General features: G+C 59.7%; 20 protein-coding genes. 7 read left to right on the top strand and 13 right to left on the bottom strand.

The window, feature by feature from the left end:
• Positions 1-24 precede the first annotated feature (24 nt).
• From FURADRAFT_RS03340 to FURADRAFT_RS03325, 4 genes are read right to left on the bottom strand one after another with little or no spacing between them, the layout of a single operon-like run.
• Complete coding sequence (locus tag FURADRAFT_RS03340; protein ID WP_008952696.1) at positions 25-858, bottom strand: HpcH/HpaI aldolase/citrate lyase family protein; 834 nt, start codon at positions 856-858, stop codon at positions 25-27.
• Positions 859-872: 14 nt separating this feature from the next.
• Complete coding sequence (locus FURADRAFT_RS03335; protein WP_008952695.1) at positions 873-2,051, bottom strand: CaiB/BaiF CoA transferase family protein; 1,179 nt, start codon at positions 2,049-2,051, stop codon at positions 873-875.
• 10 nt (positions 2,052-2,061) lie between these two features.
• Entirely contained in the window at positions 2,062-3,219 is a 1,158-nt protein-coding gene (locus tag FURADRAFT_RS03330) for an acyl-CoA dehydrogenase family protein (RefSeq protein ID WP_008952694.1), read from the bottom strand.
• Positions 3,220-3,278: 59 nt separating this feature from the next.
• The gene (locus FURADRAFT_RS03325) at positions 3,279-4,133 is read right to left on the bottom strand and encodes an FAS1-like dehydratase domain-containing protein (protein WP_008952693.1); all 855 of its coding nucleotides are present in this window, start codon (positions 4,131-4,133) and stop codon (positions 3,279-3,281) included.
• A gap of 229 nt (positions 4,134-4,362) precedes the next feature.
• On the opposite strand from FURADRAFT_RS03325, the gene FURADRAFT_RS03320 reads away from it, so the two are divergent.
• The 4 genes from FURADRAFT_RS03320 to FURADRAFT_RS03305 all read left to right on the top strand — a co-directional run bounded on the left by FURADRAFT_RS03320 (position 4,363) and on the right by FURADRAFT_RS03305 (position 10,427).
• Positions 4,363-5,274 carry a LysR family transcriptional regulator gene (locus FURADRAFT_RS03320; protein ID WP_008952692.1) on the top strand — a complete coding sequence of 304 codons (912 nt, stop codon included), beginning with the start codon at positions 4,363-4,365 and terminating at the stop codon, positions 5,272-5,274.
• Positions 5,275-5,373: 99 nt separating this feature from the next.
• On the top strand, positions 5,374-6,111 hold the full coding sequence (gene nfsA, locus FURADRAFT_RS03315) for an oxygen-insensitive NADPH nitroreductase (protein ID WP_008952691.1): 738 nt from the start codon (positions 5,374-5,376) through the stop codon (positions 6,109-6,111).
• Between the two features lie 15 nt (positions 6,112-6,126).
• Positions 6,127-6,507, top strand: coding sequence for a cation:dicarboxylate symporter family transporter (locus tag FURADRAFT_RS03310; RefSeq protein ID WP_268869726.1), 381 nt, complete (start codon positions 6,127-6,129; stop codon positions 6,505-6,507).
• 482 nt (positions 6,508-6,989) lie between these two features.
• Complete coding sequence (locus FURADRAFT_RS03305) at positions 6,990-10,427, top strand: pyruvate carboxylase (RefSeq protein ID WP_008952689.1); 3,438 nt, start codon at positions 6,990-6,992, stop codon at positions 10,425-10,427.
• A 124-nt stretch (positions 10,428-10,551) separates the two neighbouring features.
• Here FURADRAFT_RS03305 and FURADRAFT_RS03300 read toward each other — a convergent pair whose 3' ends face one another.
• Entirely contained in the window at positions 10,552-11,166 is a 615-nt protein-coding gene (locus FURADRAFT_RS03300) for a LysE family translocator (RefSeq protein WP_008952688.1), read from the bottom strand.
• Between the two features lie 154 nt (positions 11,167-11,320).
• Here FURADRAFT_RS03300 and FURADRAFT_RS03295 point away from each other — a divergent pair, with 154 nt between their 5' ends.
• Positions 11,321-12,241: a LysR family transcriptional regulator gene (locus FURADRAFT_RS03295; protein WP_008952687.1), complete on the top strand. Its 921-nt coding sequence runs from the start codon at positions 11,321-11,323 to the stop codon at positions 12,239-12,241.
• Between the two features lie 92 nt (positions 12,242-12,333).
• On the opposite strand, the gene FURADRAFT_RS03290 is transcribed toward FURADRAFT_RS03295, so the two are convergent.
• From FURADRAFT_RS03290 to FURADRAFT_RS03265, 6 genes are all read right to left on the bottom strand, one after another.
• Positions 12,334-13,062 (bottom strand): amino acid ABC transporter ATP-binding protein, encoded by a 729-nt coding sequence (locus tag FURADRAFT_RS03290; protein WP_040652330.1) that lies wholly within the window; start codon positions 13,060-13,062, stop codon positions 12,334-12,336.
• Positions 13,063-13,067: 5 nt separating this feature from the next.
• Positions 13,068-13,733 carry an amino acid ABC transporter permease gene (locus FURADRAFT_RS03285; protein ID WP_008952685.1) on the bottom strand — a complete coding sequence of 222 codons (666 nt, stop codon included), beginning with the start codon at positions 13,731-13,733 and terminating at the stop codon, positions 13,068-13,070.
• Positions 13,733-14,473: an amino acid ABC transporter permease gene (locus tag FURADRAFT_RS03280; protein WP_040652326.1), complete on the bottom strand. Its 741-nt coding sequence runs from the start codon at positions 14,471-14,473 to the stop codon at positions 13,733-13,735. Before FURADRAFT_RS03280 ends, FURADRAFT_RS03285 begins: the two co-directional genes overlap by 1 nt.
• Before the next feature lie 98 nt (positions 14,474-14,571).
• The gene (locus tag FURADRAFT_RS03275) at positions 14,572-15,477 is read right to left on the bottom strand and encodes a glutamate/aspartate ABC transporter substrate-binding protein (RefSeq protein WP_008952683.1); all 906 of its coding nucleotides are present in this window, start codon (positions 15,475-15,477) and stop codon (positions 14,572-14,574) included.
• A gap of 116 nt (positions 15,478-15,593) precedes the next feature.
• Positions 15,594-16,052 carry a RidA family protein gene (locus FURADRAFT_RS03270; RefSeq protein WP_008952682.1) on the bottom strand — a complete coding sequence of 153 codons (459 nt, stop codon included), beginning with the start codon at positions 16,050-16,052 and terminating at the stop codon, positions 15,594-15,596.
• 27 nt (positions 16,053-16,079) lie between these two features.
• Positions 16,080-17,075, bottom strand: a complete 996-nt coding sequence (locus FURADRAFT_RS03265) for a threonine ammonia-lyase (RefSeq protein ID WP_040652323.1) — start codon at positions 17,073-17,075, stop codon at positions 16,080-16,082.
• Positions 17,076-17,246: 171 nt separating this feature from the next.
• On the opposite strand from FURADRAFT_RS03265, the gene FURADRAFT_RS03260 reads away from it, so the two are divergent.
• Positions 17,247-18,101 carry a LysR family transcriptional regulator gene (locus FURADRAFT_RS03260; RefSeq protein WP_201441920.1) on the top strand — a complete coding sequence of 285 codons (855 nt, stop codon included), beginning with the start codon at positions 17,247-17,249 and terminating at the stop codon, positions 18,099-18,101.
• A 147-nt stretch (positions 18,102-18,248) separates the two neighbouring features.
• On the opposite strand, the gene FURADRAFT_RS03255 is transcribed toward FURADRAFT_RS03260, so the two are convergent.
• Complete coding sequence (locus tag FURADRAFT_RS03255; protein WP_236261521.1) at positions 18,249-18,983, bottom strand: sulfite exporter TauE/SafE family protein; 735 nt, start codon at positions 18,981-18,983, stop codon at positions 18,249-18,251.
• Between the two features lie 112 nt (positions 18,984-19,095).
• Positions 19,096-19,482 carry a VOC family protein gene (locus FURADRAFT_RS03250; protein WP_008952678.1) on the bottom strand — a complete coding sequence of 129 codons (387 nt, stop codon included), beginning with the start codon at positions 19,480-19,482 and terminating at the stop codon, positions 19,096-19,098.
• Between the two features lie 70 nt (positions 19,483-19,552).
• Between FURADRAFT_RS03250 and FURADRAFT_RS03245 the strand changes: the two genes are divergently transcribed.
• Positions 19,553-19,888, top strand: coding sequence for a LysR substrate-binding domain-containing protein (locus FURADRAFT_RS03245; protein WP_201441919.1), 336 nt, complete (start codon positions 19,553-19,555; stop codon positions 19,886-19,888).
• Positions 19,889-19,985 lie beyond the last annotated feature (97 nt).

Below are 19,985 nucleotides of genomic sequence, written 5' to 3'. Positions count from 1 at the left end.
TGGTTTTATCGACGACAAAAAACGCTAAGAACCGGCTCGTTGCAAAATACGCGCCGCCTGCTCGATGACCGGCGCATCGACCATCTGCCCATCCAGAGAAAAGGCGCCATTGCTTTGCTTCGCGGTTTCCACCACCCGGCGGGCCCAATCCAATTCGCCCTGGCCCGGACTGAAGGCGGCATTGATGATCTCGACCTGGGAAGGATGAATGCACAGCATCCCGCCCATGCCGGCCGCCCTGGAGCGTGCGGCCGCTTCAGCCAGGCCGGTTTTGTCGGCTAGCGCGGGGTACACGCCATCGATCGGCGGCGGCAGGTGGGCGGCACGAGAATGAAGCATTAGGGTAAAGCGGGCCTGATCGAGCATCGTTTCACCGCCTACGGAGCCTGGTTTCAGATCAAGATCGAGCCCAAGATCGAGCGTACCCAAGGCAAGGCGCTCGACACCCTGTGCACGAACCAGCTCGGGCACGGCTAAGACGCCAAGGGCGGTTTCGACAATCGGCCAGACCGGCTTGCCACAGGTTGCATTGACGTGCCGCACTTGCTCGGCCGTTTCGGCCTTGGGCAACAGCACTGCAGCCACGCCCGGGTGGCTTGCCAGGGCCAGGTCTTCGGCATGTTCGCGGGTATCCGCCGCGTTGATACGCACCAGAACGCGGGCCGCCGGGTTCGCGTCGAGAAACTCGCGGATGATTTGCCGGGCCTGGGCTTTGGCTTCTGCCGCCACGGCGTCTTCCAGGTCGACGATGATTCCATCGGCCCCGCTGGCCAGCGCCTTGGGGATGCGCTCCCCACGGTCGCCGGGGACGAACAAGGAGGTACGGATGGTTTTCGAGACCACACTAGAAGCGTTCACGGGTTATTCCTTTCTCAGATCACGCCGGCTTCATGCAGACGCGAGATGTCATCCGCGCTGCAACCGAGTTCTTGCAAGATAATCTCGGTGTGTTCACCGAGCGCGGGTACCGGGTCCATACGCGGCTCAAAAGCATCGGTTTTGCCTGGCGGGAGCAAGGCGGGTATCGGGCCAGCCGGCGTGTTCACCTCGGTCCAGCGCTGGCGCGCCTTGAGCTGCGGGTGCTGCCACACGTCGTGCATGTCGTTCATGTGGGCATTGGCGATCTGTGCGTTGTCCAGTTTGGCGATCACCTGGTCGGCGGTCAGGCCGGAGAACACGTCGATGATCAGCGCACGCAGTTCGTTGCGCGCCGCCACGCGCTTGGAGTTCGAGGAGAAGCGCGGATCGTGCGCCAGCTCCGGCTTGTCCAATACCTTGTCGCAGAAGGTTCCCCACTCGCGCTCGTTCTGTAGCCCGAGCATGACCGTCTTGCCGTCGCCGGCCTGGAACGGGCCGTAGGGATAGATCGTCGCGTGTGCGGCGCCGGCGCGCGGCGGTGGCGTGGCGCCGTCGAAGGCGTAGTAGAGCGGGTAGCTCATCCACTCCACCATGCTCTCCAACATCGACACGTCGATCTGGCAGCCTTTCTGGGTGCGGGCGCGCTGCAGCAAGGCGGCTAGGATGTTGGTGTAGGCGTACATGCCCGCGGAGATGTCGGCGATCGAGCAGCCGGCCTTGGCCGGCTCGTCGGGCGAGCCGGTAATCGACAGGAAGCCCGACTCGCTCTGTATCAGCAGGTCATAGGCCTTCTTGTCGCGATACGGACCGTCAGCACCGTAGCCGGAGATGTCACAGACGATGAGTCCGGGGTGCTTGTCACACAGGGCCTCGTACGACAGTCCAAGGCGGGCGGCCGCGCCGGGCGCCAGGTTCTGCACCAGCACGTCGGCCTGCTCGAGCAGCTTGCCCAGCAGCTTCTGCGCCTCGGGGTGCTTGACGTCAAGCGTCAGGCTCTCCTTCGAGCGGTTGCTCCAGACGAAGTGCGAGGCTAGGCCGCGCACCCGTTCGTCGTAGGCACGGGCGAAGTCGCCGACACGCGGGCGCTCGATCTTGATCACGCGGGCGCCTAGGTCGGCCAACTGCCGTGTGCAGAACGGCGCGGCGATCGCATGCTCCAGCGTGACGACGGTAATACCCTCCAGGGGACGCATGGCTGGCTCCTCAGAACGACCGCGGCAGTCCGAGCAGATGCTCGGCTACGTAGGAGAAGATCAGGTTGGTCGAGATCGGTGCCACCTGGTACAGGCGCGTCTCGCGGAACTTGCGTTCGATGTCGTACTCGTTGGCGAAACCGAAACCGCCATGGGTCTGCATGCAGACATTGGCCGCTTCCCACGACGCCTTGGCGGCGAGGTACTTGGCCATGTTGGCCTGCGCCCCGCACGGCTGCTTGGCATCGAATAGCTCACAGGCCTTGAAGCGCATCAGGTTGGCCGCTTCGATCTCGATGAACGCTTCGGCGATCGGGAACTGCACGCCTTGGTTCTTACCGATTGGTCGGTCGAAAACCACGCGCTCGTTAGCGTACTTGGTGGCGCGATCGATGAACCAGTAACCGTCGCCGATACATTCGGCGGCAATCAGTGTGCGCTCGGCATTGAGCCCGTCGAGGATGTACTTGAACCCTTTCCCTTCTTCCCCGATCAGGTTCTCTTCCGGAATCTCCAGGTTGTCGAAGAACAGCTCGTTGGTTTCGTGGTTGACCAGATTCGGGATCGGCCGCACGGTCAGGCCGTTGCCGATCGCTTGCTGCAGGTTGACGATGAAGATCGACATTCCTTCGGACTTCTTCTGGACCTCGGCCAGCGGCGTGGTGCGCGCCAGCAAGATCATCAGGTCCGAGTGCTGCACGCGCGAGATCCACACCTTCTGGCCGTTGACCACCCAGCGGCCATCCTTCTTCACCGCGGTGGTCTTGATTTTGGTGGTATCGGTGCCGGTGGTCGGTTCGGTGACGGCCATCGACTGGATGCGCAGCTCACCGGCGGCGATCTGGGGCAGGTACTTGTCCTTCTGCTCCTTGCTGCCGTGGCGTAGCAGCGTGCCCATGTTGTACATCTGGCCGTGCACAGCGCCGGAGTTGCCGCCGGAACGGTTGATCTCTTCCATGATGATGCTGGCCACGGTCAGCCCCAGGCCGGATCCGCCGTACTCCTCGGGAATCATGGCGGCCAGCCAGCCCGCGCCCATCAATTCATTCACGAACGCTTCGGGATAGGCCTTCTTCTCGTCGATCTGGCGGAAATATTCGTCGGGAAACTGGCTGCAAAGCTGGCGTACGGCGTCGCGCACGTCTTGATGTTGGGTATCGAAAGACATAAGGTCTCCTCCTCTTTAAGTTCTGAGGTGATAAGGCACTACAGGTAATCAGGCGGGGATCACGCCAGGGTGGCGGTCGCCTCCATCGTCAGCCAGCCCTCGGCATCCTTGGCCCACAGCTTGACGATCTTGCCGTCCGGGTCTAGTCGGCCGCACACCGAGAATGGCGCGATGTCGAACACGGGTTTGACGGCCCGGAAGGAAAAGTTCGAGAGCGTCGCTCCCGGCAGATTCCGCCGCAGCAGATCGACCAGCAGCGTGGCGATCAGCGGACCATGCACGATCAGGCCCGGGTAGCCCTCCACCTCAGTCACGTAGCGGCGGTCGTAGTGAATACGGTGGCCGTTGAAGGTCAGCGCGGAATAGCGGAATAGCAGCACATCGTCCGGATGGATCTCGCGCAGCCAGTCATGATCGGCGGGAGCGGCCTGTGGCTGCGGCACCGGGTCACCTGGCTTGGCCAGGTCACGATAGACAATGTCGTGCTCTTCGATGATGGCCACACCCTCGCCATCCGCGATCACATGCCGCACTTGGACGAAAACCAGTGGCCCGGTCCGGCCTTCCTTGACCGAGAGGTTGTCGATGTGGGAAATCCGGTTGATCGCCGAGCCGGCACGCAGCGGCCTCAGGAACTGAAGCCGACCGCCAGCCCACATGCGCCGTGGCAGCGGCACGGGCGGCAGAAAGCCGCCGCGTTTGGCGTGGCCGTCAGGACCGATCTCGGAATGGCGGTACAAGGGCAGAAAGTACAGCCAGTGCCACAGCGGCGGCAGCATGCTCCCTACGTGCGGCGCGGGATCGTCGCGATCGAGCGTGGCGGACAGCGCGGCGATGGGCGTCAGGGTGATGTGGTCGTCGCGGCCCTCGGACTTCCCGATCCATTGCCGCAGGTAATCGATATCCAGGCTCATGGTTCTCTCCTCACTTTGGTTCTTTATTACAAACAATCTAGCAAGGGCTTGGCGTTCCATGAATCTGCAATTTCTTAATGGGGCGTTTGGTTTTAATAAATGCTCTTGACGCAACAATAAGCTAGACCTTGGCTGTCACAGTATTCGGCGAGGGCAAATATTTTCTGTTACTGTTAGTCTAGGATTAACGCTGAGGTAGGCCGGATTTTTGTGATGAGAGGGTTCGCGTATGCATTTTGATCTCACCGATTTACGCCTGTTTGTCCACATTGCCGAGATGCAGAACCTGACCAAGGGCGCGCACAAGGCCTGCCTCTCCCCCGCCGCCGCCAGTACGCGGCTCAAGACGCTGGAACATCAACTCGGCAGCCGGCTGTTTTACCGCGACAGCCGTGGCGTCGACCTCACCCAGGCCGGAGAGACCCTGCTGCGCCATGCCCGGCTGATCCTGCGTCAGGTGGAGTATGTGAAAAGTGAATTCTCCGCCAACGGCGCCGACACCGCCGGCCATATCCGCATCTATGCGAACACCACGGCGGTGACCGAATTCATGCCTGAAGTATTGGGCCGCTTTCTCGCAGAACGCCCCGGGGTCACTGTCGATCTACAGGAGCGGTTGACCCGGGACATCGTGCGCAGCGTGGTGGATGGATCGACCGATCTGGGCATCGTGTCGGGACCGGTGCCGGAGCAAAGCTTGCAGGCTTTGCATTTCAGCACCGACCGCCTGGTCCTGGTCACCCCACAAGGACACCCGCTCAGTCAGCGCCAAAAGGTTGTTTTCACCGACGTGCTCGACTATCAGCACATCAGCATGCATGAAGGCAGCACGTTGCATGCCTTCCTGCTGGATCTCAGTGCCCAGCATGGCCACGCCCTCACCTTGCGCATCCAGATGCGGAGTTTCGAAGCCATGTGCCGGATGATCGAAGCCGGGGTCGGCATCGGCATCCTGCCCGAGTCAGCCGCCTTACGGCATGAAAAAACTATGAAACTTGCCGTGATCAAAATTGATGAAGAGTGGGCGCTTCGTGAGCGGAGCGTTCTGGTGCGGGATATGGAAGCACTGCCAGGCTGCGCCAGGGCATTGGTCGCCGAGCTCATGGCATCCGGTTCGGGGGGGAGCGATCCCGCGGCCTGAATTGCAGCGCATGACAACTCATCGACCCTCTCGCGGAAGACGCTCAAGGCACGTCTTGCCGCGCGTGTATTTTTTCCTAACTCGACACAGACAGCCAACATGAACCCGGTTATTCAGCTTCTCAAATCCCATCGTTCCATCCGCAAGTTCACCAACCAGCCGGTCAGCGATGAATTGATCAACGAGATTGTCGCCTGCGGTCAGGCTGCAGCGACCTCCAGCAATATTCAGGCCACCACCGTGATCCGAGTGCGCAACGTCGAGAAACGCGAAAAAATCGCCGCTCTCTCCGGCGGGCAGGCCTATGTGGCCAGCGCGGGAGCTTTTCTGGTGTATTGCGCGGATTTGCACCGCCCGCAATTAGCGTGCGAAATGCAGGGTGGACAGTTCAGCGCCGGCATGACGGAACACTTCATCATCGCCACGGTGGATGCCGCGTTGGCCGCACAAAACAGCGTGACCGCCGCCGAGTCTTTGGGGCTGGGAATCTGCTATATCGGTGGCATCCGCAATCACCCGCAAGAAATCGCCGAGCTGCTTGGCTTGCCAGACCACGTGTACCCGATCTTTGGCTTATGCCTTGGTTACCCGGCCCAAGATCCCGAGATCAAACCGCGACTGCCGTTGTCGGTGGTGCTGAAGGAAGAGTGCTACCAGAACCAGAACGATCTCGAAGGCATCAAGGCTTACGATGAGCAGCTGCGTACCTATTATCGGAGCCGGACAGGAGGCACCAAGGACAGTTGCTGGAGTGTGGAAATGAAGGGACTGGTGGGCAAGGAGTCTCGCCCGCACATGCGCGACTTCCTGTCCCGGCGAGGCTTTTCGATGAAGTGACCGTCTCCGGATGGGATAGACGGGTACTCGTTCAACCTAGACGGCGCATCGTTGTTTCTGGGGATCGGCACGCTGTTCATCGCCCAGCTCTACAACATTCATCTGAGCATCGCGGATCAAGCCATGCTGGTAGTCACCATGGTGCTGACGTCGAAGGGCGCTGCCGGCGTTCCGGGCTTCATGTTCGTCATTCTCACGGCAACCCTGACCAGCGCCGGCCTGCCGCTGGAAGGCATTGCGTTCATTGCCGGCATTTATCGCCTGATGGATATGCCCAATACCGCCCTCAATGTGCTGGGCAACGCGTTGGCGCCGTTGGTGATCGCCAAGTGGGAGAAGCAGTTCCAGCCGGGTCAAACAACCCACACTGAGTACATCCCGGAGAGAGCCGCATAACAAGCCGGAACACGCGATTAGCGTGCCTTTCTTGCCCAGGGCCTGGCGGATCCCCCGCCAGGCCCTGGCATCACGGCACCTCACACCCCGGCCAGGTGGATACACACTCTGATCTCCGCCATGAGCACAGCAATAGCGGATATGGAGTACCGCTGGCGTCCGGTCTTGGATAAATCGATAGCCCAGACATATCACAGTATTCTTTTATTCGGAATTTACGTATCGAGCTCAGCAACTGAAAGTACCGATGTTGCCGCCATCGTCACGGAGACTCGATGAGCCGGTCCTCTCCACACGCTCTTAAAGCCGCGCTGTCGTTTAAAGGCTACTCAGCACCTTGTACAGTACATTGAGGAAATGGCTCACGGTAGAACGTATCGGAAGCGAGATAGCGAGATCGATTCAGGCTCCGTAGCGAACCACGCCGTTTTGATTTCGTTTCAGCAGAGACCGACCATCTCTTGATAAAGACTCAAGCACTCATGAAGCCCATCCAGTCCATCCTGATCGCCAACCGCAGTGAGATCGCCATCCGCGTGATGCGCGCTGCCAGCGAGATGAACATCCGCACCGTCGCCATCTACGCCGAGGAAGACAAGCTCGCGCTGCACCGCTTCAAGGCCGACGAGGCATACCGCGTCGGCGCCGGCCAGAAGCCCATCGCCGCCTACCTCGACATCGACGACATCATCCGCATCGCGCGCGAGGCCAACGTCGATGCCATCCACCCCGGCTACGGCTTCCTGTCCGAGAACCCCGAGTTCGCCGAGGCCTGCGCCACGGCGGGAATCGCCTTCATCGGTCCCCGGCCCGAGGTGATGCGCCAGCTCGGCAACAAGGTGTCCGCTCGCGAACTGGCGCAGGCCGCCGGCGTGCCGGTGGTGCCGGCGACCGGCGCGTTGCCGTACGACCTGGCTGACGCGCAACGGATGGCGGCCGAAGTCGGCTACCCGCTGATGCTCAAGGCCAGCTGGGGCGGCGGTGGACGCGGCATGCGCGTGGTCGAGCACGAGGGCGAACTGGCCGACGCGATGGAGGTGGCACGACGCGAGGCCAAGGCGGCCTTCGGCAACGACGAGGTCTACCTCGAGAAGCTGGTGCGGCGCGCCCGCCACGTTGAGGTGCAGATCCTCGGCGACAGCCACGGCAACCGGGTGCACCTGTTCGAGCGCGACTGCTCAGTGCAGCGCCGTAACCAGAAAGTGGTGGAGCGGGCGCCAGCACCGTATCTCAGCGAGCAGCAGCGCGCCGAGCTGTGCGCGGCCGCGCTGAAGCTGGCCGATGCCGTTGATTACACCCACGCCGGCACCGTCGAGTTCCTGATGGACGCCGACACGGGGGCGTTCTACTTCATCGAGGTCAACCCGCGCATCCAGGTCGAGCACACCGTCACCGAGGAGGTGTCGGGGGTGGATATCGTCAAGGCCCAGATTCGCATCACTGAGGGTGCGAAGATCGGCGACGAGGACAGCTTCGTGCCGGCACAGGGGGACATCCGCCTGCTCGGCCACGCCCTGCAGTGCCGCGTCACCACCGAGGACCCGGAGAACGCCTTCACCCCCGACTACGGCCGCCTCACCGCCTTTCGCAGCGCGGCCGGCTTCGGCGTCCGGCTCGATAGCGGCACCGCCTACACTGGCGCGGTGATCACGCCGTATTACGATTCCCTGCTGGTCAAGGTCACCGCCTGGGGCCACAGTGCGGCCGAAGCCACCGCACGCATGCACCGTGCCTTACGCGAGTTCAGAATTAGAGGGGTCTCGAGCAATCTGGCGTTCCTGGAGAACGTGATCACCCACCCGCTGTTCACCTCGGGCCAGTGCACCACGCGCTTCATCGACCAGACCCCGGAGCTGTTCCACTTCACGCCACGGCGAGACCGCGCCACCAAACTGCTGGAGTTCCTCGGCGACGTCACCGTCAACGGCAATCCGGAGATGAAGGGACGAGCCGCTCCCAGCCCGATGCCCGGCCCGGCCCGGCTGCCGGACTGTCATCTCGGTACGCAACCGCCAGCCGGCACACGTGACCGCCTCCAGGAGCTCGGTGCCGAAGGCTTCGCCCAGTGGATGCGCGAGCAGAAGCAAGTCTTGATCACCGACACCACAATGCGCGACGCCCACCAGTCGCTGTTTGCCACGCGCATGCGCACCGTCGACATGCTGGCGGTGGCACCGCACTACGCGCGGCTCGCGCCGCAGCTGTTCTCGCTGGAGTGCTGGGGCGGTGCGACCTTCGACGTCGCCATGCGCTTCCTCAAGGAAGACCCGTGGCAACGCTTGGACGAACTACGGACCGCCATCCCGAACACCCTGTTCCAGATGCTGCTGAGGGCCTCGAACGCGGTCGGCTACACCAACTATCCCGACAACGTGGTGCGCCACTTCATCCGCCAGGCAGCCGAGGGCGGTATCGACCTGTTCCGCGTGTTCGACTCACTCAACGCCGTCGACAACATGCGCGTGGCAATAGACGCGGTGCGCGACACCGGCAAGCTGTGCGAGGCAGCGATCTGCTACACGGGGGATCTGTTCGATTCCAGTCGGCGCTACGACCTCAAGTACTACGTCGACATGGCCAAGCAGCTGGAGCTGGCCGGCGCCCACATCCTGGCGATCAAGGACATGGCCGGCATCGCGCATCCGCGCGCGATCACCGCGCTGGTCAAGGCACTGAAGAACGAGGTCGGTCTGCCGATCCACTTCCACACCCACGACACCTCCGGCATTGCGGCGGCGAGTGTGCTGGCGGCCGTCGAGGCCGGGGTCGACGCGGTCGATGCGGCGCTGGACGCAATGAGCGGGCTCACCTCGCAGCCGAATCTGGGGTCGATCGTCGCGGCGCTGGCGGGCAGCGAACGCGACCCAGGGCTGGACCGGAAGAACCTGCAACAGCTCTCCACCTACTGGGAAGGCGTGCGCCAATGCTACGCCCCGTTCGAGGCAGACATGCGTGCCGGTACCGCCGACGTCTATCGGCACGAGATGCCGGGTGGCCAGGTCACCAACCTGCGCGAGCAGGCGCGCTCGCTCGGTATCGAAGCGCGCTGGCCGGAGGTGGCCGAGGCGTATGCCCAGGTCAATCTGCTGTTCGGCGACATCGTCAAGGTGACCCCGACCTCTAAGGTGGTGGGCGACATGGCGCTGTTCATGGTGTCGAACGGCCTGACGCCTGAAGACGTGCTCGACCCGTCCCGGCCGATCGACTTTCCCGAATCGGTGGTGTCGCTGTTCAAGGGCGAACTCGGCACCCCAGCCCACGGCTTCCCGGCCGAGCTGCAGCTCAAGGTGCTCAAGGGCGAGGCAGCGCTGACCGGACGACCGGGCGCCGTGATGCCACCGGTCGATCTGGAAAGCAAGAAGGCCAAACTCACGCAAGCCTGGGGCCGCGACGTCAGCGAGCAGGAACTGGCCTCGTCGCTGATGTACCCCAAGGTGTTCAAGGACTTCGCCGAACACCAGGCGCGCTACGGCGACGTCTCCACCGTCCCCACCACGGCGTTCTTCTATGGTCTCAAAGAGGGCGAGGAAATCACCGTCGAACTGGAGCGCGGCAAGACGCTGGTGGTGCAGCTCTTGGGCCGGGCCGATACCGATGACGGCCACGTCAAACTGTTCTTCGAGCTCAACGGCCAGCCGCGCCTGGTCAAGGTAGCCAAGGACGGCGTGCAGGCTGTATCCCAGCACCCGCAGGCCGACCCGGACAACCCGCACCACGTCGGCGCGCCGATGCCGGGCATGGTCAGCACCGTCGCCGTCCAGCCCGGTCAGACGGTGAGCGCGGGCGACACGCTACTGACCCTCGAGGCGATGAAGATGGAAGTGGCGGTGAAGGCCGAGCGCGACGGAGTAATCCGGGAGGTACGGGTACGTTCGGGGGACCGGATCAACAACAAGGATTTGCTGGCTGTATTTGCTTAAGGAGTACCACTACCAGGAGGTGTGTCTTGCCCCGTTTCTCGCAAGAGGAACGGGGATTTTTTTGTTCTTTCGCCAAATGCCGCGACCACTCTCTCGAACCAGACCATGATCACCACCTGTACCTTCAGAGGATAAGCAGCCCAGCTCCGAACAGGGCTAATACAGTAGCGGCGATCAAATGGATCATCCCCCGGAAGTTGTTGTACTTCATTTGAATGCGTTTCGTGGCAAAGAGAGTGGCGAGGAACAGATGCCAGAAAGTCGAAATAAGGCCAATTGCCATCACGCATACGACCTTCACCCAGGTGGGAGAGGTCGGGGTCAGTACCGTGGCAAAGATGGTTGAAAAAAAAGCCAATGCCTTGGGATTGGTCAGGTTGGTTATCAGGCCGCGACGGAATGACTGCCCGCTGTTCTGGGATATCACGCTGTGTTGCTCCACAGCGGGCTTGCCGCCTTCACGCCATACTTTGCAGGCCAGATACAGGAGATAGCTACCACCCATTACATGGATGACGAACTGTATCTGCGGAAAACTCTGCAAGAGGAGGTTCATACCGCTAACCGCTAAGCAGGCCATGATGGTACTGCCCAGGGCAACCCCCAGCGCGGTATGGATGCTCTGCTCGCGTGATGAGGAAATCGCCGTCTGTGTTACCACCAGGAAATTGGGCCCCGGAGTGACGATGACAGGGATGTAGATGCCCAGAACGGCAGCAAGTGTTGTCAGTGCGTCCATATTATCGTCCTTTATCCTGTGCCAATGATCATCAAGTCAGCCTCCATCTTCCAGACTCAGGCATAGGGACGATACCGAAAATAGCGATAGCTCATTTTTATGTATGATAAATTTCGATGGAAGATAAACAGCCAGAGTCAGGCGTAAGGTGCGCATGCTGAAAATTAAACTCAGCCAGTTGGAGATGTTAGTCGCGGTTGTCGATTTTGGCGGATTCAGTGCGGCAGCTACAGAATTGGACTGTACCCAGTCCCGGATCAGCCATGCCATTTCCGAGCTGGAGACCAGTTTGGGAACCAGACTTTTGCATCGTTCTAGAGCGGGGTGCACACTGACGGAAGCCGGGCATCCGGTCGTGGCCAAGGCCAGACAAATGCTTCACATCGGGCAAAGCATGATGGATTCGGCCCAGCATCTCGGGTCATTGGCCGGCAAGGTTCGCATAGCCTGCTTTCGCAGTGCTGGCACCTACTTGATCCCGCCAGCGCTGGAGTCTCTGTCTCGGGAATACCCGCAGATCCACGTTGAGGTGGATGATGGCTTTCCCGACTACCTGGAAATCGCGACCCATGTGAAGCAAGGGCTGGCTGATATCGGTGTCATCAGGATGACGGCGGACAAAGGCCTGATCAGCCTTCCCTTCGTACATGACGACTACGTCCTGGTCTTGCCCTCATCCGTGATGATTACCCATCCACTGGACTGGAACCAACTGGCTCACCTCCCCTTTATCCAACTCTCGGCTCAGGGGATGCAGTGGGTCATCGAACAATGTCGGGCCAACGGCTTCACCAATGTTCCGGTGCGCAAGCAAGCGAATGAAAGCGGAATCGTGGGGCTGGTCGCTGAAGGTCTCGGCTTTTCGATTCTGCCCCGCCTATCCATTTTTCCCGAGCCGCCGGAGGTGAATGTCTGCAGTCTGCCGATGACTTGCCAGCGGAACTTGGCATTCATCCTGTCTGCCGACTGTAGACGTGATAAAACCATCGAGACCGTCCTCCGGTTTATCCGGGACAAACAACTCATTCGCAAGACCAGGCCATTCAAGGCTGGGGTCATCTCCTTCGATTATTAATAAGGAAGTGTGCTAGCAGTAAAGCCGCCTTCGCACAGGGGCAAAGGCGGCTCAGGGAACAACTCTGGCAATGTTATTGATCGATCAGACGATCAGTGCTGCAGAATCTTCGAGAGGAACTGCACTGCGCGCTCGGAGCGCGGACTGCCGAAGAACTCCTCCTTGCCACAGTCCTCGATGATCTGACCTCGGTCCATGAAGATCACCCGGTTGGCCACCCGGCGGGCAAAGCCCATCTCGTGTGTCACGCACATCATGGTCATCCCTTCCTGGGCCAGTTCCGTCATCACGTCCAGCACCTCGTTGATCATCTCCGGGTCGAGCGCCGAGGTCGGCTCGTCGAACAGCATCGCGATCGGGTCCATCGACAGGGCGCGGGCAATCGCCACGCGCTGCTGCTGGCCACCGGACAGCTGGCCGGGATACTTGTGCGCGTGGGCCTTGAGGCCGACGCGGTTGAGCAGTTTCAGCCCCTTCTCGGTCGCCTCGTCCTGGCTGCGCCCCAGCACCTTGACCTGCGCGATGGCGAGGTTGTCGGTGATCGACAGATGCGGAAACAGCTCGAAATGCTGGAACACCATGCCCACACGGCTGCGCAGCTTGGGGAGATCGGTCTTCGCATCGCCCACCGAGGTGCCGTCGACGATGATCTCGCCCTTCTGAAACGCTTCCAGCGCATTGACACACTTGATCAGCGTCGACTTGCCGGAGCCGGACGGCCCGCATACCACCACCACTTCACCCTTGGCGACCTGAGTGGTGCACTCGGTCAGTACCTGAAACTCGCCGTACCACTTGCTGACGTTGTTGATCCGAATCATCGCGCTCATATTGCCAACCTTTGCTGCAGCCGCTTCACCAAAGCCGAGGCCGCGAAGCTACTCACGAAGTAAACCGCACCGGCCAACAGCAGGAACTGGTCCGGCTGGCCGATGATGTCCCCCTTGGAACGGGCCGTATTGAGAAAATCCATCAAGCCGACCGCGTACACCAACGAGGTGTCCTGAAACAGGATGATGCTCTGCTGCAACAGCAGTGGCGTCATCTTGCGGAAGGCCTGCGGCAGGATCACCAGCCGCATCACCTGGCCGTAGCTCATGCCGATAGCATAGGCGGCGCCGGCCTGCCCTTTCGGAATCGACTGGATGCCGGCACGGACGATCTCGGCGAAGTAGGCCGCCTCGAACATCACGAACGCCACCAGACACGAGGTGAACGGCCCGACCGGCGAAGGGTTGCCGGTGAGCCACTGCAGCACCAGCGGTACCACCAGGTAGAACCACGAGATCACCAGCAAGAGCGGGATCGAGCGGAAGTAGTTGACGTAGAGTTTGGCGGCGCTGGCCAGGAGCCGGTGGTGCGACAAGCGCCCCAGCGCGATCAGCGTACCGAGGGCAACGCCGCCCAGCACCGCCAGGATCAGCAGCTGCAGTGTCAGCGCCATGCCCTGCCACAGCCCGGGCAGCGCAGGGAGGATTTGGGAAAAATCCATTATTTACCTCCCATCAGGCCGGGAACGCGCAGTCTGTCCTCGACCCGACCCATCAGCTTCATCAGGCTCATGTTGAGCACGAAGTAGATCACCGTCGCCAGCGTGAAGGCTTCGAAGATGTTGGCCGTGAATTCGGCGGTCTGCTTGGTCTGCGCCAGCAACTCCATCAGGCCAATCAGCGAGGCCACCGACGAGTTCTTGAAGATGGCCAGAAACTCGGTCGTCAACGGCGGAATGATGATGCGAAACGCTTGCGGCAGCAGCACATGGCGGTAGATCTGCACGCGGCTGAACCCCATCGCCAGCGCGGCATGGCTCTGCCCCTTGGGCAGCGCCTGGATGCCGGTGCGTACCTGCTCGCAGACCCGCGCGGCGGTGAACAACGCTAGGCACACCACAACGGAGATATAGGCCGACGTGGTCGGCGACAAATCCTGCTTGAACCAGGTCTGTGCCGATTCCGGCAGCCAATCCGGCACCAGGAAGTACCAGACAAACAGCTGCACCAGCAGCGGTACATTGCGGAACAGCGCCACATAGGCAGAGGCGAAGCTGGTGGCCTTGCTATCAGGCAGGGTGCGCATCACGCCGAGCACCGAGCCGATGGCCAGGGCAATTACCCAAGCCACTAGCGCCACTGCCACGGTCCAACCGAAGCCAGTGACGAACCAGTCCAGGTAGATTTCCTTGCCTATGCCGGTGGGCTGGAAGAAGACATTCCAGTTCCAGTGGTAATTCATCGAGTCCTCCAAATAAGCGCGGGCATGCCCGCACTCCAAGCGGCCGCCAGGCATCCCCGGCGGCCTCGTTACACACTTTGCTTATGGCAGGACGCGACTTACAACGACTCAGCCGGCTTGTCGGTCGGCTTGGCGATCAAGGCCTTCAGTTCCTTCGACATCGGGAAGTTCATGTTCAGGCCCTTGGGCGGAATCGGGTGCAGGAACCACTTGGCGTACAGCTTGTTGATCGCGCCGGATTTGTACAGGTCCTTGATGGCGTCGTCGACCACCTTCTTGAAGGCCGGGTCATCCTTGCGCAGCATGCAGCCATAATTCTCTACTGACTGGGGCTTGCCGGTAATCGCCCACTCGGAAGGGTTTTTGGATATGGTCATCAAGCCTGCTTCAATGACGTCATCCACAATAAATGCGCTGGCACGGCCTGACTGCAGCATCTGGAACGATTCGCCATGGTCTTTGGCCGAGATAATGTTCATGTCCATCTGTTTGTCGGCGTTCATGGCTTTGAGCAGCCGCTCGGCGGTGGTGCCTGCGGTAGTCACCACGTTCTTGCTCTTGAGATCAGCAAAGTCCTTGACGCCCGAGGTCTTCTTGGTCAGCAGACGAGTTCCCGTGACGAAGATGCCGACGGAGAAGTCTACCTGCCTCTGACGCTCAACGTTGTTGGTGGTCGAACCGCACTCAAGGTCAACGGTCCCATTCTGAATGAGAGGAATACGAGTTTGAGCAGTCACCAGATTCGTGCGAACTACAAGAGACGGCATGTTCAGCTCTTTACTAACCCGCTCGGCGACGGCATTGGCGATCTCCCAGGAATAGCCGATCGGCTTCTGGTCGTTGTCGAGATAGGAGAAGGGGATGGCCGCATCGCGGTGGGCGAGTACGATGGCGCCGGTTTCCTTGATCTTCTTCAGTGTGCCGGTCAACTCAGCAGCAGAGCTGACAGAAATCATGGAGAAGGCAAGAACTGCTGCAGGCAGAAGCTTGAATGATTTACTCATACTATTTCTCCTTTAGTTTGTCTGTAATGCTCACAGAAAATGTGATTTTTTTTATAAAATAAACAAGGATGAAGAGGCCCTCCATATGAAGAGCCATTTAACCATTGGCCACCTGGTCAATTTACCAGCAGAATAGCCTCAATTTCCACGGACATCCCATGAGGCAGAGAACTCATGCCGACTGCTGCTCGGGGATGCCTGCCTTTCTCTCCGAACACATTAACAAAAACATCAGAGCACCCATCAATAACCTTGGGATGCTGCTTAAAGTCCGGGCCAGAGTTCACCATACCGAAAAGCTTTACTACCGCTTCCACCCGGCTCAGATCCCCGAGAGCCAATTTGATGGTGGCAAGCATGTTTAATGCGACCAATTGCGCATCCAAGTATCCTGCGTGGACTTGTGCAGACGATTCGATTCTTCCCAAGCGGTAGGTATTGTCAGGAAGTCTCGGTCCATGACCCGACAGGTAAAGCATGTTGCCGACCAGGCGGTACGGGATATAGTTGCCGTTGGGAGGCAAAACGGGGGGAAGCTGGAACCCCAGCTCAGCGAGTTTTTCTTCAGGTGTCATGATATATCTCCGGAAAAGAGTGAAAAGCTAGCGCACGGTAGACGTGATCGCACGGGAGAAGATGTCAGGATCGGCATTGCCGCCAGAACAGATGACTGCAATATTTTTCCCAGTCCAATGGGACTTTTTGCTTAAGACGGCAGCCAAGCTTGCAGCCCCGCCTGGCTCGACCACCAGTTTCAGCATACGGAACGCCGCAGAGACCGCTCCTAGTGCTTCCTCGTCATTGGTGCTCAGGCACTTCACCTTGTGCTGCATTAGAACGGAAAGAGTACGGTTACCGGCAACCGGCCCGGCTATCCCATCCATCACGGTGAGTGGTGGCGTGACTCTTTGTGGCGCCCCTGTCATGATTGAATTTGCCATCTTTTCAGCGCCATTAATTTCGACGATATAAAACTCGGCCTTTGGATAATAAGCACTGACAGCCGTAACCACTCCCGAGGCCAACCCACCTCCACTGCAGTTGATCACTACCGCATCAGGCTCCTCACCTAATTCTTTCATCTGCTCGCACAGTTCCAGCCCCACCGTGCCCTGCCCTGCCATGACATCAAAATCATCGAAAGGCGAAATAAAGGTCATTCCACGCTGCCGTGCAATTTCATCCATCACTTCTTCACGCATTTGCGTGACAGGATCGTAAAGAACGATTTCCGCCCCCCACCAGCGGCAGTTTTCAACCTTAATGGCAGGTGCGGTATTTGGCAAAACAACCACTACTGGGCAACCAACAAGCTTTGCCCCAGCGGCAACGGCTTGCCCATGATTTCCAGCAGAGTACGTAAGGACCCCCCCATGAAGATCTTTGGGGTCCATAGAAAGGATCTTATTCAATGCTCCACGGATCTTGAACGAGCCAGTCAGTTGCAGTGACTCAGCCTTGACGAATATACGGCAGTCATTCAAGCCATCCAGCATTGGGGAATTCAATACAGGGGTACGAACAACTTGCCCAGAAAGTCGCTCGGCCGCTTGCCTTATCACGCGAATATCAAACGGGTCCGGTGTTTCGCTATTCATTTGTCCAGTATTCCCTTTTGTGAGTTTGAAACTGGAGAGTGAGTGCCAGATAGAACCACCAACCACTTCACCTCCGTTTAAGTACGTCCAGAGTAGATAAAGTGTTGAGCAGTGAAAAGCGTTGAAACCAGGGTTTGATCTACGTAATATACGTTCATGGAGATCAAGTTCTTGGAAACCTACCTGGCCGTAGTGGATGCGGGGTCTGTCGCTGCCGCCGCGCGTATTCTGGATGTAGCACCCACGACTATCGCTCAGCAGATCAAGGCACTTGAAAAAGAGGTCGGCTGCCGTCTATTGGGCCGGGTGGGTCACACCGCAAAGCCCACTGAGGCTGGTTATCGCATGTTGGATCGTGCCCGCCTTGTTGTCCGTGAAGCCAAGGACATGTGCACGGTGGCGGCGAGCGATGCGCTGCCTGCGGGGCCACTCCGCTTGGGTGCCACGTATTCGGCACTCATGGGCTTGCTGCCCCCGGCGCTTCGAGAGTGGAATCGGCGCTACACCGACATAGAGATTTTCATTCAGCCAGGCGATTCCGTCCCCCTCGTGCAGCGCGTTGCCGACAGTGACGTCGACGCAGCAGTCATTGGGGATCCCTTGTTCCCGTTTCCCAAGTCTTGCGACTGGGCCTTGTTGCGAGAAGAGCCGCTTGTATTGGTAACCCCGGCCTCGATGAGGGTCGACGACCCTCTGGACGTCATTGCTCGCGAGCCATTCATCCGTTTCGATCGTTCATTTATGGTCGGGAAGCTTGTCGACATATTCCTGCAGCAACACGGCATCAACCCCAAAGCCCAGTTCGAGCTGGACGGGACCGAGGTGATCGCCAAGTTTGTTGCCGAAGGTCTTGGGGTTTCGATACTTCCGAAATGTCCGCAAGTGGTAGCTCAGGATGCAGGAACGCGGTATTGGCCATTGCCTGAGCCGTGCCCTACCCGCAATGTAGGGCTTCTGTGGCTGCGCTCATCCGTGCGGGCCCCATTATCGGTAGCCTTGAGAGACATACTCCTCGAGTCACCCTGAAAGGGATGGCGGAAGCGGCCAATCAGAGTGGAGCGTCTACTCTCCTCCGCTAATCAAGCCGCCATGGACGCCGCCGGCTCAGCATTCCGACGCCGCATGGCCAGGCAAGAGTCTGTGAAACGGCGTCCGTGATCGACGGCGGCCGCTTCATTTCAAGGCAAGCATCATCACGGCGGAGCCGACCAATACCGCGCAAAAAGCCAATCGCAGCCGTGCTGCCGAAAGCTTATGTGCGAGAGCAACGCCCCATGACACACTGAGCACGCCACCGATTGCAAGGGGGATGCCAACACCCCAGTCGACGTTGCCAGCTTGCGTATACGACAACAACGCAGCCAGAGCGCCCGGCACCACCAGCGCTAGTGCCATGCCCTGAGCCTGAGTCTGCGTGAATCCAAACAACGTCACCAGTGCCGGAACGACAACCAGCCCTCCGCCCACGGTAAAGATGCCGGACATGGCGCCACTGACCACGCCCAACAGGGGATGAAATCCGGCAGGCAACATCACAGCAGGCCGGCGATCATGTCGATCGCTACGCGACAACCATGCAAAATAGCTTGCCAAGAGGACCAGGAACAGGGCAAACGCGTGTTGCAGGCTATGCGCGTTCAGCGAGGCAGCAAACCGTGCGGCGATATACGACGACACGGTGGCGGTCAGGCCCATCGTCAATACCGCCCGCGTATCGATATCGTTGCGCTGACGGTAACGTAGAAATCCGATCAGGACGTTGGGCGTAATCATGACCAGCGTTGTTCCCTGTGCGAGATGCTGATTCATCCCGTAGAGGAGTCCCAGCACCGGAATCGCGATCAAGCCACCACCGATGCCGAGCATGCCTCCACCAAGGCCGAGGCCGACCCCCAGCGTGAGATTCAACAATCCGTCCAGAAAAAAATGATTGGGCATAAGGCGATGACAAGCTAGACGAGAAAAGAACGCGATGGCGCCCTGCGCTCGATACGCACGCAAGGGCTCCTGGGGTAAGACCTTAGTTCAGTAATTCAGAAATCTCGATCAAGTTGAGATCGGGATCGCGCAGGTAGACCGAGCGAATCTTCTGCGTGGCTCCGGTTCGTTCCACCGGACCTTCGACGATCGGCCAGTTGCAGCACTGAAGGTGAGCAATCACCCTGTCGAGCGGCACGCTGGCGATGAAGCACAGATCGAGCGCGCCCGATACCGGCAGATGCGCCTTCGGCTCGAACTCGGAACCGCGCTGGTGGATATTGATTTTCTGGTTGCCGAAACGAAAGGCGATCCGGCCGTTGCCGAAGGCTTCCAGACGCATCTGCAGCACCTCGGTATAGAAATGTTTGGTCGCGGCAAGGTCGACGCAGGTCAAGACGATATGATCGATATGGTCAATCAACGACATTACACACTCCTTGTTTATTCGACGGTTAACTCCCCTATCCTAGGCGCGAATTGCCGATCTGGCACGCACCGTGGATTGCGCGCTATTCGTCCGGATGCCGCGCGGGCTGGCACTGACCCCTGCCAGCCATGAACTGCTCCGCCATGCGCGTGCCGTGCTGGACACGGTCAATCTCATGGCCAACGAGATGGGCGATTTCGCGGTCGGTGTGCGCGTGTGGGCCAACACCTCGGCCATCATCCAGTTCCTGCCTCACGATCTGGCCGCTTTCCTGCAGGCCCAGCCACTGGTGCGTATCAGCCTGGAAGAAAAACTGGGGGAGGACGTGGTTGCGGCGCTCTCCTCGGGCGAGACGGATATCGGCATATTCGTGGAAATACCCCGGGCCGGAGGCGTTAAAACTTAAATGGGTGGTTAATTTTGGCAGGGAACACGTTTTTACTTGGCCATGAAGTCCCAGCCCATAGCACACCTTCAGCAGCCTGAATGTTTGAGGTTTTCAT

It is taken from the genome of Pseudogulbenkiania ferrooxidans 2002 (genome assembly GCF_000174355.1).
In the GTDB taxonomy this organism is placed as follows: domain Bacteria; phylum Pseudomonadota; class Gammaproteobacteria; order Burkholderiales; family Chromobacteriaceae; genus Pseudogulbenkiania; species Pseudogulbenkiania ferrooxidans.
Note: the sequence above shows the minus strand (reverse complement) of the source record. Positions and strands in the feature narration are given on the sequence as shown.

Coding starts and splice junctions, on each gene's coding strand:
- FURADRAFT_RS03285 (WP_008952685.1), bottom strand. CDS start 13,733: ATGGATTTTTCCCAAATCCTCCCTGCGCTGCCCGGGCTGTGGCAGGGC.
- FURADRAFT_RS03275 (WP_008952683.1), bottom strand. CDS start 15,477: ATGAGTAAATCATTCAAGCTTCTGCCTGCAGCAGTTCTTGCCTTCTCC.
- FURADRAFT_RS03330 (WP_008952694.1), bottom strand. CDS start 3,219: ATGTCTTTCGATACCCAACATCAAGACGTGCGCGACGCCGTACGCCAG.
- nfsA (WP_008952691.1), top strand. CDS start 5,374: ATGAACCCGGTTATTCAGCTTCTCAAATCCCATCGTTCCATCCGCAAG.
- FURADRAFT_RS03335 (WP_008952695.1), bottom strand. CDS start 2,051: ATGCGTCCCCTGGAGGGTATTACCGTCGTCACGCTGGAGCATGCGATC.
- FURADRAFT_RS03250 (WP_008952678.1), bottom strand. CDS start 19,482: ATGTCGTTGATTGACCATATCGATCATATCGTCTTGACCTGCGTCGAC.
- FURADRAFT_RS03270 (WP_008952682.1), bottom strand. CDS start 16,052: ATGACACCTGAAGAAAAACTCGCTGAGCTGGGGTTCCAGCTTCCCCCC.
- FURADRAFT_RS03320 (WP_008952692.1), top strand. CDS start 4,363: ATGCATTTTGATCTCACCGATTTACGCCTGTTTGTCCACATTGCCGAG.
- FURADRAFT_RS03290 (WP_040652330.1), bottom strand. CDS start 13,062: ATGATTCGGATCAACAACGTCAGCAAGTGGTACGGCGAGTTTCAGGTA.
- FURADRAFT_RS03265 (WP_040652323.1), bottom strand. CDS start 17,075: ATGAATAGCGAAACACCGGACCCGTTTGATATTCGCGTGATAAGGCAA.
- FURADRAFT_RS03295 (WP_008952687.1), top strand. CDS start 11,321: ATGCTGAAAATTAAACTCAGCCAGTTGGAGATGTTAGTCGCGGTTGTC.
- FURADRAFT_RS03305 (WP_008952689.1), top strand. CDS start 6,990: ATGAAGCCCATCCAGTCCATCCTGATCGCCAACCGCAGTGAGATCGCC.
- FURADRAFT_RS03325 (WP_008952693.1), bottom strand. CDS start 4,133: ATGAGCCTGGATATCGATTACCTGCGGCAATGGATCGGGAAGTCCGAG.
- FURADRAFT_RS03280 (WP_040652326.1), bottom strand. CDS start 14,473: ATGAATTACCACTGGAACTGGAATGTCTTCTTCCAGCCCACCGGCATA.
- FURADRAFT_RS03300 (WP_008952688.1), bottom strand. CDS start 11,166: ATGGACGCACTGACAACACTTGCTGCCGTTCTGGGCATCTACATCCCT.